The organism is Brevibacillus schisleri (assembly GCF_055685845.1).
The window spans coordinates 4,320,849-4,336,868 of sequence record NZ_JBVNDM010000001.1 but is presented as its reverse complement, the minus strand read 5'-3'; the positions used below and the strand labels follow the sequence as shown (position 1 = coordinate 4,336,868).

At 47.2% G+C, this 16,020-nt stretch carries 16 protein-coding genes, 1 pseudogene and 1 riboswitch; of the genes and pseudogenes, 10 read left to right on the top strand and 7 right to left on the bottom strand.

The genetic code is table 11. The annotated features are described in order from the left end of the window. Nucleotides 1-24 precede the first annotated feature (24 nt). Complete coding sequence (locus ACUUHJ_RS20455) at nucleotides 25-1,962, bottom strand: beta/alpha barrel domain-containing protein (RefSeq protein ID WP_472299754.1); 1,938 nt, start codon at nucleotides 1,960-1,962, stop codon at nucleotides 25-27. A 120-nt stretch (nucleotides 1,963-2,082) separates the two neighbouring features. Next, on the bottom strand, nucleotides 2,083-3,555 hold the full coding sequence (locus ACUUHJ_RS20450) for an aminotransferase class I/II-fold pyridoxal phosphate-dependent enzyme (protein ID WP_289673672.1): 1,473 nt from the start codon (nucleotides 3,553-3,555) through the stop codon (nucleotides 2,083-2,085). 163 nt (nucleotides 3,556-3,718) lie between these two features. On the opposite strand from ACUUHJ_RS20450, the pseudogene ACUUHJ_RS20445 reads away from it, so the two are divergent. After that, a pseudogene (locus ACUUHJ_RS20445) lies at nucleotides 3,719-4,681 on the top strand (NAD(P)H-dependent flavin oxidoreductase); the annotation flags it as partial. An 84-nt stretch (nucleotides 4,682-4,765) separates the two neighbouring features. Here ACUUHJ_RS20445 and ACUUHJ_RS20440 read toward each other — a convergent pair. Then, complete coding sequence (locus ACUUHJ_RS20440) at nucleotides 4,766-5,401, bottom strand: YktB family protein (protein WP_289673670.1); 636 nt, start codon at nucleotides 5,399-5,401, stop codon at nucleotides 4,766-4,768. 229 nt (nucleotides 5,402-5,630) lie between these two features. On the opposite strand from ACUUHJ_RS20440, the gene ACUUHJ_RS20435 reads away from it, so the two are divergent. The 3 genes from ACUUHJ_RS20435 (at nucleotide 5,631) to ACUUHJ_RS20425 (ending at nucleotide 7,907) form a co-directional block, all read left to right on the top strand. Further along, entirely contained in the window at nucleotides 5,631-6,230 is a 600-nt protein-coding gene (locus ACUUHJ_RS20435; RefSeq protein ID WP_289673669.1) for a hypothetical protein, read from the top strand. A 227-nt stretch (nucleotides 6,231-6,457) separates the two neighbouring features. Continuing rightward, a complete protein-coding gene (locus ACUUHJ_RS20430; protein WP_289673668.1) occupies nucleotides 6,458-6,964 on the top strand; it encodes a DUF4446 family protein in 507 nt (168 codons plus the stop codon). A gap of 346 nt (nucleotides 6,965-7,310) precedes the next feature. Further along, entirely contained in the window at nucleotides 7,311-7,907 is a 597-nt protein-coding gene (locus ACUUHJ_RS20425; RefSeq protein ID WP_472299753.1) for a hypothetical protein, read from the top strand. 114 nt (nucleotides 7,908-8,021) lie between these two features. On the opposite strand, the gene ACUUHJ_RS20420 is transcribed toward ACUUHJ_RS20425, so the two are convergent. Next, nucleotides 8,022-8,516: a GNAT family N-acetyltransferase gene (locus tag ACUUHJ_RS20420; RefSeq protein ID WP_289673667.1), complete on the bottom strand. Its 495-nt coding sequence runs from the start codon at nucleotides 8,514-8,516 to the stop codon at nucleotides 8,022-8,024. 320 nt (nucleotides 8,517-8,836) lie between these two features. Between ACUUHJ_RS20420 and speD the strand changes: the two genes are divergently transcribed. After that, nucleotides 8,837-9,238, top strand: coding sequence for an adenosylmethionine decarboxylase (speD, locus tag ACUUHJ_RS20415; protein WP_007723244.1), 402 nt, complete (start codon nucleotides 8,837-8,839; stop codon nucleotides 9,236-9,238). 79 nt (nucleotides 9,239-9,317) lie between these two features. Here the strand turns inward: speD and ACUUHJ_RS20410 are convergent, their stop codons facing one another. After that, a complete protein-coding gene (locus ACUUHJ_RS20410; protein WP_472299752.1) occupies nucleotides 9,318-9,929 on the bottom strand; it encodes a YhcN/YlaJ family sporulation lipoprotein in 612 nt (203 codons plus the stop codon). A gap of 139 nt (nucleotides 9,930-10,068) precedes the next feature. Here ACUUHJ_RS20410 and typA point away from each other — a divergent pair, with 139 nt between their 5' ends. Further along, complete coding sequence (gene typA, locus ACUUHJ_RS20405) at nucleotides 10,069-11,910, top strand: translational GTPase TypA (RefSeq protein WP_172140079.1); 1,842 nt, start codon at nucleotides 10,069-10,071, stop codon at nucleotides 11,908-11,910. Nucleotides 11,911-11,979: 69 nt separating this feature from the next. Here the strand turns inward: typA and ACUUHJ_RS20400 are convergent, their stop codons facing one another. Further along, entirely contained in the window at nucleotides 11,980-12,453 is a 474-nt protein-coding gene (locus tag ACUUHJ_RS20400) for a glutathione peroxidase (protein ID WP_472299751.1), read from the bottom strand. Between the two features lie 231 nt (nucleotides 12,454-12,684). Here ACUUHJ_RS20400 and ACUUHJ_RS20395 point away from each other — a divergent pair, with 231 nt between their 5' ends. The 3 genes from ACUUHJ_RS20395 (at nucleotide 12,685) to ACUUHJ_RS20385 (ending at nucleotide 14,870) form a co-directional block, all read left to right on the top strand. Continuing rightward, nucleotides 12,685-13,011 (top strand): YlaH-like family protein, encoded by a 327-nt coding sequence (locus ACUUHJ_RS20395; protein WP_016740687.1) that lies wholly within the window; start codon nucleotides 12,685-12,687, stop codon nucleotides 13,009-13,011. A 10-nt stretch (nucleotides 13,012-13,021) separates the two neighbouring features. Then, on the top strand, nucleotides 13,022-13,297 hold the full coding sequence (locus tag ACUUHJ_RS20390) for a hypothetical protein (protein ID WP_289673665.1): 276 nt from the start codon (nucleotides 13,022-13,024) through the stop codon (nucleotides 13,295-13,297). A gap of 190 nt (nucleotides 13,298-13,487) precedes the next feature. Further along, nucleotides 13,488-14,870 carry a hypothetical protein gene (locus ACUUHJ_RS20385; RefSeq protein WP_472299750.1) on the top strand — a complete coding sequence of 461 codons (1,383 nt, stop codon included), beginning with the start codon at nucleotides 13,488-13,490 and terminating at the stop codon, nucleotides 14,868-14,870. Nucleotides 14,871-14,879: 9 nt separating this feature from the next. Here ACUUHJ_RS20385 and ACUUHJ_RS20380 read toward each other — a convergent pair whose 3' ends face one another. Then, complete coding sequence (locus tag ACUUHJ_RS20380; protein ID WP_289673663.1) at nucleotides 14,880-15,221, bottom strand: DUF5665 domain-containing protein; 342 nt, start codon at nucleotides 15,219-15,221, stop codon at nucleotides 14,880-14,882. 139 nt (nucleotides 15,222-15,360) lie between these two features. On the opposite strand from ACUUHJ_RS20380, the gene ACUUHJ_RS20375 reads away from it, so the two are divergent. Continuing rightward, on the top strand, nucleotides 15,361-15,819 hold the full coding sequence (locus ACUUHJ_RS20375; protein ID WP_015892137.1) for a pyridoxamine 5'-phosphate oxidase family protein: 459 nt from the start codon (nucleotides 15,361-15,363) through the stop codon (nucleotides 15,817-15,819). A gap of 74 nt (nucleotides 15,820-15,893) precedes the next feature. Next, nucleotides 15,894-16,013: riboswitch (SAM riboswitch) on the top strand. Nucleotides 16,014-16,020: the final 7 nt, after the last annotated feature.

Below are 16,020 nucleotides of genomic sequence, written 5' to 3'. Positions count from 1 at the left end.
AGGATTTCTTTCGTCTGTTTTCTTTTACGTCCGGCATAAATACGGCTTCAAAAGGACGAGTGCTATGAGAAATAAAAGGACGGCGACATAAGCAGGCAAGAGATGAATAAAATCAACATAGCCAACGGTAAAATGTATGCCTATGCCAGAAACAAAGCCTGGAATGCCTGCTAAAAACAATGTCCACCAAATCCACGCTTCTCCTCGCCTGATCCCCCAAAGACTGATCAGCAAGACGGCTAGGCCATTCGAAACTAATGCCCCGCCAAAGCCAGCACGGTCATGAGCAATGACCGGAATTAATCGCTCGTTGTAAGACTGCAAGGTATCAGCTGACACGCAGAGAAAGACGAGGTCGGAAGGAACGAAGACACCAGTGACGCCGATGATCGAAATGATGATACCAGCCCCTGTTAAACCAAATCCGATGATGACAAAGAGCAACTGTCCCCATAGTGCCATTCGCCAATCTCGATCATTGTGAAGCTGAGGAGGTAGGCGAGTCAAATGAACCTTCGCTGGTGTCCGTAATACGAGCAAAAACATGGGGAACAATACTAGCACTAAAATCGCGTGCAAGTAATCGAAGTACCCATATCCAATAAATAAAAAGATGCTGAAAAATCCAACGGCTCCGGAGACGAGCAAGATGGTCCACGTCCAGTGAAGCTCTTTACGTAGGCCATGGTAAGCCAGTTGGCTATACAAAATTCCTATGGATATCATCGTTCCTGCCAGACTAATCCGATCGTGCGACATAAAAGAGAGGATTTGCGCATTTAAGAATGCAAGCTGGTCGGCTGACATCCCGAGAAAGCGTTCGTCGTAGGGGAGGACGACGGTTGTTGCGGCGACCAGCCAGGCAAGTGCCCCGCCGATCATCATGCCCAAGCCCAACAAGATGCCCCATACCCAAGAAGGAAATAAAAAAGCAGGTCGCTTTTCTTGTGGAGGGTTTGTGGCTGGTTGTGATTGCAAGATGGCTTCGTTCATTCGTTTTGGCAAGCCAGGTCCAGAATAGACCAAGCCACTGTGCAACTGAACAAAGTCGGCACCCGCTGCCAGAAAGGTCAGAGCATCTTGTGGCTCCAGAATCCCACCTGATCCAATGATAAGAGCATCTGACCACTGTTCCCGTGTCCAGGAGACAAAATTGACCGCTTGTTTGTGTGAACTCCTCCCTGTGGTGTAAACAGAGGTGTTCGCGCGTGATGAATCTTCCTGGATGATGCCTCCAGCGACAACTAGACCGTTGAGTCCTGCTTCTTTTGCCGAGGTGAGAATCGGGAGTGCTTCCGTTTCTGAAAGGCTCGGAGGAATCGCCAGCAAGAGAGGTAGGTCAGTTTGGCTGCGCAAACAGGAAAAATGTTCCTTCCACGCTGTATGGCTCCAGTCTGGCTGTCCCAAATTCGCGCGCGTATCAATTGTGAAAAACGAACAGATGTGCTCTAATTTGCCGATCAGCTCCTGAAGCTCTTCTGAGGCTTCTCTCAGGCTGGTTTCTGGTTGGCAGGCCAATCTGACTCCGATCGGAATTTTGATGCCAGAAGACCCCGTCAGGCGCCTCAGAAGGTCATCTATACCATTATTTTCCAAATAACCGGAATAGTGGATATTCATGGCGGTAATGTCACGTTGAACGGTGCCGTGAGAAACGATCGGATCTTTGGACACAGGTCCTAGCTCTAGAAACCCGAAGCCGAATTTGGACAGCGCCTGAATGGCGATGCATTCCGTGTCCAATCCTGCACCCAACCCGACTGGGGTAGGGAACGTGACTGCGCCCATTGTTTTGGAGAGCTGCGAGGGTGGTTCCATATGTCCCATCCATTCGATGATGGACGGACCACCCGGAATTTTGGCCAAAGTACCGATTGATTTCAAGGTAATTGATCTGGCCCGTTCGGGTGGCATGAGAAAGAGAAGTGGCCGAAATATCGTTTGATACGACCAGTCTGGCATGACAGCATCGCACACCTTTCCTGATTTTTCCCAATTTCATCTTATCTCAAAATGCTTGCATAAAAAATAAAAAAGCTGCTCTCTCGTGAAAGAGGCAGCCACTTTTTCAGTTCGGATCGCTTAGCCAGAAATGGCGGTTTGTCTTTTTACGACTTTGATCGTTTTCAGTGTCTCATCTTCAGGACCTTGTACGGGTAATCCGACTCGAATGTTCTCCTGGATGTATGCGATATTTTCCTCAGTGATTACCTCCCCAGGCAGGAAGATCGGGATGCCTGGAGGATACACCATGATGAACTCAGTGATGACTCGACCTGCTGCTTCCGCTAACGGAATCGTCTCTGTTTCTGCATAGAAAGCATCTCGAGGGGTGGTGGACAGCATAGGGATATTCGGCAGGGAGATGGTCGGCTTGTCTTCTGCTTGTACGTGCGAAAATTCAACGGACAGATCACGCAAGCCATTTACCAGCGCACGGATGGATTCTTCCGTATCTCCGGCAGTAACGAAGCAGAGGATGTTATACAGATCGCTCATCTCTACCTCAATGTTATACTTGTCACGCAGCCAGTTCTCGACTTCCCATCCAGTGATTCCGAGATCGCGTACATGGATGAGGAGCTTGGTTGGATCCATCGCAAAAGTCGCAGGCTTTCCAAGAATCTCCTTGCCAACGCAGTAAATACGCGGGATTTCGTTAATCATATCGCGTGCTTTTGTTGCCAGCTCCATCGCTTGATCCGCGAGCATTTTCCCGTTGAGGGCCAAGTGCTGACGCGCCATGTCCAACGACGCGAGGAAGATGTAAGACGTCGAGGTCGTCGTGAGCATACTCATGACCGTTTTCACCCGATCCACATCGACGAGCCCTTCCCGTACATTCAAGATCGACGTTTGGGTCAAAGAGCCACCCAGCTTGTGTACGCTGGTCGCAGCCATGTCGGCACCTGCTTGCATGGCTGAAATCGGGAGTTCATCGTGAAAATGAATATGCACACCATGCGCTTCGTCGACCAATACTGGAATTTCATAGTTATGGGCCGCCCGCACGATCTCACGCAGGTCACCTGCAATACCGAAGTACGTTGGGTTAATCACCAACAGAGCAGCAGCATCAGGGTGGGCTTCCAGTGCTTTTTGCACGGCCTTCACTGTGATCCCGTGAGAAATACCCAGACGCTCGTCCATGGCAGGGTGAATAAAGATGGGGATTGCTCCAGCGAAAATAATCGCCGACATAATCGATTTGTGCACGTTACGCGGTACGATAATTTTGTCGCCAGGACTGCAGGTCGCCATAATCATCGCCATGATGGCACCGCTTGTACCTTGTACGGAAAAGAATGTATGGTCAGCGCCGAATGCCTCGGCTGCCAAATCTTGTGCTTCTTTAATCATTGCCTTCGGGTGATGCAAATCATCCAATGGCGCAATGTTGATGAGGTCTATCGAAAGAGCGTTGTCCCCGATGAACTCGCGAAATGCCGGATGCATACCCATACCCTTCTTATGGCCCGGAATGTGAAATTGAATCGGGTTCCGGTTGACGTGCTCCAACAACCCGCTGAACAAAGGAGTTTTCATTTGTCTCACTACGATCGCCTCACTTTACTAATCAAGAATAATAAGGGGAAAAACAAACAAATTGAGTATAGCAAAATAGGGGGGGAAAGCAAGCGAATTTTTATTCAGGTTTACGTGTGGTAGCAGGAGTTTAGCCTGTAAGCCGAGAAGGTCATTTACACGAGGTGATAAAAGGATGAAAACGAGAGTAACAGAACTACTTCAAATAGCATACCCAGTCGTTCAAGGCGGCTTGGCTTATTTAGCTTACGCAGATTTGGCTGCGGCTGTGTCAAATGCGGGGGGGCTAGGTCAAATTACGGCGATGTCCTTGCCATCGGCTAAAGCGCTGCGAGAGGAGATTCGTAAGGTTCGTGCATTGACCGATAAGCCATTTGGTGTGAATTACGCAATTGGTCAACACGGTCGGCCGTATGAAGAAATGCTGGATGTGGCGATTGAAGAAGGAGTGACAGCTGTTTCGGTAACAGGAGGAAATCCAGAGCCACTGCTGCGCAGACTCGATGGTCATCCCATCAAAAAGCTTGTCTTGGTTGCGTCTGCCCGACAAGCACAAAAAGCTGAATCGATCGGCGCGGATGCTGTGATGGCTGTCGGTCAAGAAGGTGGGGGTCACCTAGGACGAGATGATATCGGGACGTTTGTTCTGATTCCGCGTGTGGTGGATTCCGTGAATATCCCGGTATTGGCTAGCGGTGGCATCGGCGATGGTCGGGGAATTTTGGCAGCGCTTGCACTTGGTGCAGAAGGTGTGGAGATGGGAACGCGATTTATTGCGACAAAAGAATGTGTCCATGCCCATTCTGCCTACAAAGAGGCGTTAGTTACTGGAACGGAGCACGATACCGCAGTTATCAAGCGCACACTGGGGACACCTGCGAGGGTCGTTCGTACACAGGGCTCTGATCATATTCTCCAATTGGAAAAAGAAGGGGCAGGCTACGAGCAGTTAAAGAGCTTTATCAGTGGAGAGAGCAATTGCACATTTATTTATGAGGGCGACAGCCAGCGAGGCTTTGGGTGGGCTGGTCAGGTTATTGGATTGATTGATGATGTACCTAGTGTCCAACAATTGTTTGACCGCATGTTTGGCGATGTGAACAAGTCTTTGGATCGACTGCGGTCTTTTTCCTAAAACAAAAGAACAGGCCTGCGTTTTTCAAATGAAAGCGGACCTGTTCTTTTGCATATAATTTAACTAAAGAAAGTGGGAGGCGTTCTATCCACGAGAATTTCCTAATGTATAGAGCTTACTCAACACGCCAAATGTTTCTTCGAGACGACTCACCAATGCTTCTCCGTCTGCCAGAATTGGATCATGACGATCAATGGTAATTCCGCAAAGCAACTCCGCTTTTTTTACCTGTGCCAGCCTGTCCACCAGCTTTTTCACGCCAGCCGTGCCCAATTCTTTTTGAGACGTACTTGCTGGTTGCATATGATCCGGGGACCAGTGAAAGTGCTCCGGAACCATCGCAAGAACCTCATCCAGATGCTTGTTAAATGCATGGCTGATGATCTCTTTGGAAGGAGACTCGTAGATTACCGCGTACCAAACGAACAAATGTGTTCCCCACAAGCCGATTTGAAAGTGCGGATGTTTTTTGTAACCGCGTTTATCATTAGCCCAGGCAACCCACGTATCAGCTGGTGGGTTCACCGTACGGCGTGCATGTTTTGCTATGTGCGTAAACATTTCATCCCCGGTTGCTACGGAGAGAAAAGGCGCAAAGTGTTGGCTGAGTACTTCGAATTTGGGACGGACATTGGTTTTGATCGCATCCATCCGAGCATCTAGTCCATCAATGGCAAAAACATCAAAATCTTCTTGACGAAAACCTGGAAACGTTGGCATTAACAAACACCTCTTTTAAGCATCATCAAACCCCACTAGAAAGAAAAGGGCGATCGTCCCCGTCAAGGGAGCTTGGAATCCTCCATATGATATCATACCATCCAGGAAAAAAATACATGCCGAGTTTATGAATAGCAAAACCAAAGCCTGAATAATATGATATACCACTCACTCCCTTACGGCGAAAACGATATCTGAGTATTCTGTCAACGGGAGGGGCCTGTAGAAGATGAATCTCGGCATGGAGTTGGAGTATTTCCATTTGGCAGTTTGGTTTGACCGCAAAACATTGCACGCGATGGTGCAGGCCCTGGTGGAAGCAGGGGTGAACGTCACGTGGAAAGAATCTCCCGAGCAGTTTCACCTCCTCGTGAACACCACAGATGGCCGATCCGACTGGAAAATGCAGCGTTTAAATGGGTCCTATAAGCTGCACATTGCAGGCATTCCTGTCAATGATTCTCGGGTGGCACTCGTACTGTACCACTTCGTAGAGCGGGCAAAAGGGCATGCCATGATCAAGGTCACTTTTGAAGAGTGCGTCTTGCTGAAGCAAATCCAGTACGGAGAAGTTATCAGAATAGTGGAATTAAAAGGAGCTGAGAAAAAAGTGATCTATGAAAAATTTTGCAATGTAACGATGGATCAGGTAATTGCCGCGATGAAACGACGTGATTCGGAAGAACGCATCCCGGTACTGCGTCTGGAGTTGGATTATGAACTGGCGACGTTGTATGACGCGATGCAAGCCAAAGACCAAAGTCAGATGAAACACTCCACAGAGCGATTAAAACAGCTCCGTCGGGAAATGTTGCTTTTGGAAGCGTAGGCAGACTGGAGGATAGCCAAAGGACGATGAGTTTGACACAAACCAATACGGAATGAAAAAGCGACATCTCAAACAAATGAGGGTGTCGCTTTTTTTGGTGGAAAAGTCGCTCATTTAGTAATTGTTATTTTTATAAAAGACTTGTTTGAATGGGAGGCCCGACGGTTGTACAATAAAGAAGGTTTTTAACAGCATATTTACGTACGCGCCAGAAAGGAAGAAAAGTTTTGGAAGCATTCCTATCACAAATCCCCACTGTAGCGATCCTGCTTTTAGCCGTCATCGCATTAACACTGATCCTGTTATGGATCGTGATTATGCAGTCAGTTCGGACCAGTCGATTGAGGAAATCGATCAACCGGATTATGACAGGGACGGGAGGAGCCAATCTCGAGGAAGGCTTGCATAAACTGCTGGATCAGGTAGAGGAAATGAAAAAGCAGCATAGCGATCAGCAGTTTGCCATCAATCGTCTGTCACAACGAATGGCAGCGCAATGCGGCAAAATAGCGATTATCCGTTACAATGCCTTCGGGGATGTCGGCAGTGATCTTAGCTTTTCGCTGGCGGTAACAGATGACGCTGGGAACGGCGTCGTGATCACCAGCATTTTTGGACGAGAAGAATCTCGCGTGTACGCCAAGCCGCTTGAGCAGGGTACATCGACCTACCATTTGTCTGAAGAAGAACAGGCTGCGATCAAAAAAGCGATGACCTCAACCGCAGGGATATAAGTCGCTTTGAATTTCAATGAAACAGCAAGCATTTGAGTGAATCAGGGAGTTCTTTTCATTTCCTTGCTTCTGATTGCGGATATTCCGGTTTTTTGCTAAAATTCATCGTCATTTTGCTCAAGACTTTTGAGGGCACCTGAGGTATAATAAAGATGTCAAAAATGGCTTTTTTGCGAAAAACAAAAAGTAGGTGATCCGCCTTCATTACCCAAATCGATTTTCGATGCGGAGGGCAAGGCCAGGTTCTACAGCGTTCTTTTGTTGATACTTAGCGTATCTCCTCTGTTTTGGATAACTGTTCGGTCATACTCGACCCATGCAAACCAAAAGAATTGAGGAGATATTTATGGCACAGCGTTTAGCAACTAATTACGCCAAGGCCTATTTTACGGTGAATGAAGAAGAGCTGAACCAGTTCGTTTCGCTTTTCACCAATGAACACATTTCAGTCCAAGTCAAAGTGTGTGACAATGGCGATCGTGACGTAATCTTGAATGACAAGAACGGCGAGATTCAATTGAGTTTCTGTCGGGTTGGCAGCCGCTACTCATGCGACAGCTCGTATCTGATCCGAGATCGGCAGCTGGCAAATGCTATGAGAAAAGCAATGAAAGCGTTCCGAGGCTATGGAATTGTCCACCGGATTTACGACGGCTTCACAATGGTGTATCACTACGATCAAGGATCGGTTGTGAGCATTCAGGAGCTAACCGGAGACGAAGAAGTGTCCGTCTTTGAAAATAACTCTCTGCACATGGCCAATGAGCTGGAGGCTTTGTTCCAGCAGGATGGCAGCGAGCAGGAGATTGAGTCCTTACGTCAAGAAACGGACCGATGGCTGGATTTGCGTAATTGGGCAAAGAGAACTGCCCCAGAAAAACTTCCAGCAATTGATGTTCGATTGGTAACGTTATCACGACGTCTATTTGAATTAGAAGTTTAGTGAAAGAAGGGTGCCCGGGGCGCCCTTTTTTATTAATGTGATCAGGTAGCGAGTAAGAAAAAGCGGGTTTCCTCCTAACAAGAGGTGCCCGCTTTTACTATTTGTCCTTCACATTTAGCGCAAGGGTAATGGCTTGCTCATATTGTACCAAATTTCTCCGGCGTGATCTGAGCTGGAAACACCGTTGTTGAGGTATCCATGTCTTTCATAATAGCCAATCAAATTATCTTTACACGTAAGAGTGATCGTCTCGCGACCGGACACTTTTGCGGATGCTTCCAGATGTACTAGGAGCATAGAGGCAATGCCGCGATTTTGAAAAGTGGGAGAAACCGCTAAGCCTAAAATTGTTTGATGACCGCCAGATGCCGGATTTTCTTTAATCGTTTGAAAAAGATCATCGGTAATGAAGGGGGATTCGATGACGGGTCCATTGATCAAGCCCGCAATGATCCCATCCGCTTCCGCTACAAAAAAACTGTCAGGAATCAATCGAATACGTTTCTCAAATGCTTCCTGTGTTGCAGCTTCTTCTGGTGAGAAGCAAAGGTGCTCGATAGCGATTAGTGCTGGCAAATCTTCTGGTTTGGCATTACGGATAGTAATCATGTGCTGTGATCATCTCCATTCAGGTTCCTTTCTAAAAGTTTAGCATATATCATAATAGGTGAAAGCCACTTGTAGCAGGCGTCGGTTCTCCATTCTGTAGAGACAGTCGTCATGCCTATTTGTAATGTTCTTATAGATTATTGAAAAAGGGTATTGTCAAACTAGGCCGATGCATGGTATTGTTGTTTTCGTTGGAAACAGGATTAGGAACCAGGATTCACTTTAAAGGGTGGATAACAACGGAAACCGCCCCCGTTAGTGAATGACGCAGGTCCTAGCGATGTTTAACATTACACTCGTTAGGAAGGGGGAACCGAAAGATGGAATATTCGACTTTCGGAAGACACGTTGCTGTTGACACATGGGGAGTTCAGTTTGATTTGTTGAACGACGCAGAATTTTTGAAAAAGGAAATGATTGAGGCTGCTGAGGCATGCGGTGCTACGGTACTGAGTGTGCAAGCGAAGCAGTTTTCTCCTCAGGGTGCTACCGTACTAGTTCTTCTCTCGGAAAGCCACCTGTCCATTCATACGTATCCTGAGCGCGGCTTTGCTGCTCTGGATTGCTACACGTGTGGGGAAACCGTTGATCCGCAAATCGCCATCGACTACTTGGTATCCGTGCTGAAGCCGGAAAAAACTTACGCGAAGAAATTAGTTCGTGGTTTGGGTGAACTGCAAGTTGTTGAGCCAGAAATGAAACTGGTTGAAGCGGCAAAGTAAGTAACAAATGGAAAAGTTTTCAAGAGGTGCGGACTGATTCCGCACCTCTTTTATATGGAGCTTCGATTCCTATTTGTCATCATGGAGTGACAATAGGAATTCTGCGGCCAATATCGTGGAGCAGAGAACGAAATTCCGTGGATGTATTCGTGATTTGACTGTTCATGTCGGGTCTCACATCAACTTGATTGGTCCGATGCGTTGCTTCTTCATAAATATCTGCATGGATGGCACGAATCCGATCAAATGTGGCTACGTCGGAGGCTACTTGGATGGAGAAGTTGGGAACACGTGAACGAACGGCTGAGTGGACTTGCTGTTCGATTATGCGCGTTTGCTCAGGGCCAAAATTTTTTCGAACACGAATTCCGATGACAGCATCTGTCCCACTCACAAGAACAGTAGCCCGCTCCACGCCAGGTACTTCATCTGCGACCAAGGTGAGCTGTTCAGCCAAATCCTGATTGAAACCATTGACCGTATAGCCTTTGTGATAATTGCGGGCATTGATTCCGCCAGTGTAGGCATGATAATCATGAGCGAGGCTTGTCCTGGCACCCGGGGCTTGCTGATAGGTGGTACTTTGTGTGTGTGCTTGATTTTTTGGATGGCTGCTCGAGCTTGCGCATCCGGTCAACATGGTTGCAATCGTAAGCAAGCCAACCAAACATTTCGGGTCGTACCGATTCATACGTATGCCACCTCCATTTTCCTTAGTATGACGAAAATAAAGTCGCTTACTCTGGAAGTGGCTCCCGTAAAAAACTGCCCATTGTGCCGCGTTTCACTACCTGTTAATATGGAAGGTATGCATAATAGAGGAGGTTCACATGAAGCGTCTTGACATACGCAACATTGCAATTATTGCCCACGTTGACCACGGAAAAACCACGCTGGTTGACAAACTTTTGATCCAATCGGGCACATTCCGCTCGAACCAACAGGTAGAAGAGAGAATGATGGACTCTAACGACCTGGAGCGCGAGCGTGGAATCACGATCCTGGCGAAAACTACTTCTGTCAAATACAATGATTTCACGATTAACATCTTGGATACACCAGGCCATGCTGACTTCGGTGGCGAGGTTGAGCGTATCATGAGCATGGTGGATGGCGTTCTGTTGATCGTCGACGCCTTCGAAGGCTGTATGCCACAAACGCGCTTTGTATTGAAAAAAGCGCTGGAAGCAAAAGTTACCCCTATCGTTGTCGTGAACAAAGTAGACCGCGACAATGCACGTCCTCAAGAAGTTATCAACGAAGTGTACGACCTGTTCATTGATCTGGATGCGACGGAAGACCAGCTGGAATTCCCAATCGTATATGCTTCCGGTCTGCAAGGGATTGCAGGACTTGAGCCAGATAAGCTGGAAGGCGACCTTCGCCCACTGTTTGACACCATCGTAGAGCATATGCCTGCTCCTGACGCAGACGAATCTGCTCCGCTCCAAATGCAAGTAACCATGTTGGATTACAACGACTTTTTGGGTCGTATCGGGATTGGCCGCATCTATCGCGGAACCATGAACCTGAATGAAATGGTATCTGTCACTACTCGCGACGGCGAAGTGAAAAAAGCACGGATTCAAAAGCTGTTCGGTTTCTCCGGTTTGCAACGTGTTGAGCAAAAAACAGCAAGAGCAGGGGATATCGTAGCGATTTCTGGTATTGACGATATCAACGTAGGGGAAACGGTTTGCCACGTTGATCATCCAGAGGCATTGCCACTCTTGAAAATTGACGAGCCAACTCTGCAAATGACGTTCCTTGTGAATAACAGCCCGTTTGCCGGTCGCGAAGGTAAGCACGTAACCTCCCGCAAGCTGCGTGATCGTCTGATGTCTGAGCTGGAGACAGATGTATCTCTGCGTGTAGATGAAACAGATTCACCAGATGCGTATGTGGTTTCTGGACGCGGTGAATTGCACTTGTCCATCTTGGTTGAGAACATGCGTCGTGAAGGCTTTGAGCTGGGTGTGTCCAAGCCTGAGGTTATCATTCGTATGATCGATGGACAAAAAATGGAACCGGCTGAGCTGTTGATCATTGATGTGCCTGAGGAGTATACAGGGGCGGTTATGGAGACATTGGGTCAACGTAAAGCCGAGATGGTTAACATGATCAACAACGGCTTCGGACAAGTTCGCCTGGAATTCATTATTCCATCCCGCGGTTTGATCGGATATCGTACAGAGTTCTTGACGATTACACGCGGTTACGGTATTCTCAACCACTCCTTTGACAGCTATCGTCCACTTGTACCAGGAGCGGTAGGAGGACGTCACGCAGGGGTACTTATTTCCCACGAGACAGGAACAGCTACCACGTATGGCTTGATGTCCGTAGAAGATCGCGGAACCATGTTCATTCACCCAGGTACAGAAGTATACGAAGGCATGATCGTGGGCGAGCACAACCGTGACAACGATCTTGTTGTTAACGTATGTAAAGAAAAGCATGCGACCAACGTACGTTCTGCGACCAAGGATGAGACTGTCAAAATGAAGGCTCCTCGCATGTTGTCTTTGGAAGAGGCACTGGAATATCTGAACGATGATGAGCTGTGCGAAGTAACACCTCAATCCGTTCGTCTGCGCAAAAAATATCTGAACAAATCAGATCGTGAGCGCTATGAGAAGCAAAGACGCTATGAAGCACAACCGCAAGCGTAAGATTGAAAAGAAAAGAACGCCACTTGATCCTGTTTGGGGATGAAGTGGCGTTTTTATATGGGCTTGTCCTTACAACAGACTCTCGATATCAGAGCTGAGTTCTTCGGGTTGAGTACGAGCACTGATGCGTTTCACGACGCGACCGTTTTTATCCACGAGGAATTTGGCGAAGTTCCATTCGATATCTGGATTTTCTTCGCTCGGAGCATGCTCCTTCAAGTACTGATACAACGGGTGGGTACCAGGACCATTGACATCGATCTTCGCAAAAAGCGGGAACGCCACGCCGTAATTGCGATCGCAGAACGTTGCGATTTCTTCTTCTGTTCCAGGCTCTTGCCCAGCGAATTGGTTGCAAGGAAAGCCGAGAACGACGAGACCCTTATCTTGATAACGCTCATACAGCTCCTGTAGCCCTTTGTATTGAGGGGTAAGTCCGCATTGGCTGGCGACGTTCACGATTAGCAGTACGTGGCCTTTGAAGGCGGCCAAAGTCTTTTCTTCACCGGAAATCGTTTTGACGGCAATAGCATACAAGCTCATCTTATTCCCACCTTTTTCTACTGACATATCCTCATCATAGCATGTACGGCGAAAATCATGCCAGGTACATGGAAGGGCCTACCGTTTTTTGACACAGAATCCACCACCTGATAAAGTAAGAAAGATAGCGTTTTCCTAAGAAAAAAGGAGTAACTATTCGTTTCATTCCGCCTATGAGGTGGCATGTGAAGCGGTAGGGGTTTCACCGCTTGAAGACAGGAGAGATAAGTGATGGACTGGATACAAATCGCATCAACCTATGTGCCAACGAATCCAGATCAGCTCACAGCATATGACAGCTTTCGCATGTGGGCTGATAAATATCGCGCTTGGATTTTGTTTGCGGAATTAATTATTGTCTATTATCTTGGATTTGCTACCCGTATCCGTATGCCTATTTTGAAAAATGTGCTCTTGTACATCCTTTTATTTGTTGGAGCTCTCATTTTCGCTATTTTGGATGTGCAGCTTCCTGTGAAAAGTGCAATGCTGGTGGCGATCGCGATTCTCGTGATTGTAAAGGTACGGATCAAACCGGAGCAAACTGGGCGAAAGTGAGGAGAACCGCGTGAAGCGTGAAGATGCACTTTTTAATTGGCTCCAAATTCAAGTGGTTGCCGATGCGCGACCAGAAGACCGCTCTGCTTTGGATACAGCTGCTTTTTTCTTGCAATTGCTACATGAGGATCACCAAATGAGCGATATCGGTTATCGTCAGGAAGGTAGCTGGTATGTGTTATCGGGGAACGCTGAAACACAGTCCGTGGAAGTGCGATACCCTGCTGAATCAGTCGAAGCTTTATTGGTCGCGATTGAAAGTGAGCCCAAGTACAACTGCAACTAACGGGACAAAGACTCCTCTCGACTTGCCGAAATGATTCGGAAGTTGGGGGGAGTTTTTTAGTTTCACATGCTTTTCATAGGTAATAAGACGCGGTTTCCTGGATGCTGCAACTTTTGAAAATGATTTCCCGTCAATATGAAAGACCCAAGCAAGCAGGGGGATTTTGGCAGACTAGAAGGGGGAACTACCATTGAAGAAGTACATGACCAAGCCCGTATTAGCAGTTGTGACAGCGGCAGGTATTCTTGGCTGTTTAACGCCAATTTTTGCCAATGCAAGCTCAATTGCTAGTCCAAGTGCTACAAAGGTAGTCATGAATGACGAGGGGAAGCAAGTCACGCGCTACAATTTAAAAGAACTGGCTAAAAATGATCCAACCACGTTGAACATGCTCTTGAAAAATCAAGCGGATCACTTGTACATTATTGTAGATGAAATCAACTTGAATACGAAGCTCCAAACGTATATGGAAGAAAACAAAGCGGAGTGGGAGCGTATCTACAACGAGTACTACAGCGATATTTGGCTGGAAGTGCGCCTGACAGAGAATGCTGAAGAAATCGTGAGCGTAAATGCCAAGACTGAAAATAACAAGGTGTACATAAAGGGGATTGTGACTTCGGAAGTCACCAAGGTGGTAGTGAAAAAGCCGAATTCCGACATCATTGAAGTCGTTCCGACCAACGAGCACTCTTTTACGGTCAGCTTTGAAGCTCCGGATGCATCCTATGATCCGTATGTAACCGTAAGTGCCTATGCAGGCAGCAAGCTGGTCGATAGCGAACAGGTAAAGATCGTTCCAAAAGCAGAAGAAGATCAGGAAATGATCATCCATACTATGTCTGTATTGGATGCGAAGAAAAAGGAATTAAAAGTAAAAGGAATTGTCAAGCAGGGGGCAGACAAAGTAACTGTCACCTATAATGGCGTGAAAAAAGACGCAAACGTGAAGAAGCTGTGGGATGGCGTAGGCAGCTTTACGGTTTCAGTAAAGGATGTACAAGCAGCAAAAGATCAAAAAGCCTTGATCGAGGTTTACGAGGACGGCAAGAAGGTTGATTCCGAGTCCGTTCAGGTAGAAATCGTTAACGCTCCTGACAAGGATCAAGCGACTGCATATGTCATTAAGGCGACTGCTGTAAACAATCCTGCCGCCAAGTCCATCCAGGTGAAGGGGACAGTAAGCGGCTGGAACAAAAAGGACGATGCTGAGCTGGTTGTGATCGCTCCTGACGGGAAGAAAAAAGAGATTAAACCAAATGACAAAGGTGAGTTCTCTTTGACGTTGTCTTACAAGAATCATTCCTTTAGTGCCAAATCGATTCAATTCGCATTGTATGAAGACGATAAGCTGATTAAGAAAGCTGACGTTGCACTTAGCACAAAGGTCATTGGCGAGCCTGTGAAGCCTACAGACGGCGATGAAGACGATGATGATGACAAAAAGAAAAAAGAAAAAGGGAAGCATAAAGATAAGCATCCCAACGGCAATGCGTATGGCTATTGGAAAAAGCACGGTAAGGAATGGAATGACGATCACGATGATGATGATCATGACGAGGACAGAGACTAGTCTCTATCATTAAGGCCGCTGCTTGTAAGTCTCGACGTACTCCACCAATTGTCTGATGTAATCCCCCAGAATAGGGATCGAAAGAAATTGCGTCAAGAGGGAGCCGAGGAAAGCCAAAACGATAGCAGTACCAATCGTCAATCCCAGACCCCGGGCAAGACCTGCGAGGAAATTGATCCAGAGCAGCTTGCGCGGGGCTGTGTAATTTTGGATCACATCTGCTAGTCGGATATCTTCTAAGAACATCGCAATTTTGTGCATCCGCTCATTTACCTTCCGAACTTCCTGAAGCTCTTCAAGTACTTGGTCAATTTGCTGCATGAGGCGATCTGTAGGCGTCAAGCTGTCCATCCCCTTCCATCAATCGGTATCGTTACCTACCAGTCTAGGGAAAAAGACAACCAGAATCAAGGTGGAGAGGAAACGTTTGCCTATCAGCAATGCGAAGGGTAAAATGAACGTACAAAACGTTTGAATAGGAGGCTTTGAAATGGCTGAAACTGTTTCCCAAACTCTTTCCGAAGATTTATTCAAGCTCTTGCAAAAAGAGCGTTTTGTTACCTTGGGCACAGTAGACCATGAGTCAGGAGCACCATCGCTCAGTTCCTTGTCCTGGACGTTTGCTGTCAGCGCCGATACGATTCGTTTTGCCGTGGATAATCGATCGCGTATTTTGGCTAATATTGCGAAGGAACCGCAGGTTGTCCTGCATTTGATCGGTGCCGGCTCGTCTTTCGCCATTAATGGTCGTGCTGTCGTTAAAACAGACCGCCTGGAAGGTGTTCCGCTCAAGCTGGCCATGGTAGAGATCAAAATTGAGGCTGTTCGCGATATTATGTTTTACGGTTCCCGTATTTCCGCAGAACCACAATATGAAAAGACGTATGACAAAAACGCAGCAGCAAAGCTGGACAATCAAGTGATGACCGCCCTGAAGGATGCAAATTAACGGGTGGAAATAAATTGTTGACAAGAATCCTGCCGATCCATTAGTATTAGGGTCAATCGAATTGAATAGCAATCTTCTTATCCAGAGCGGCGGAGGGACTGGCCCGATGATGCCCGGCAACCAATCACCTGTATTTTAACAGGGAGATAATGGTGCTAATTCCTGCAGAGTTATCAAACTCTGAAAGATGAGAAGGATTTG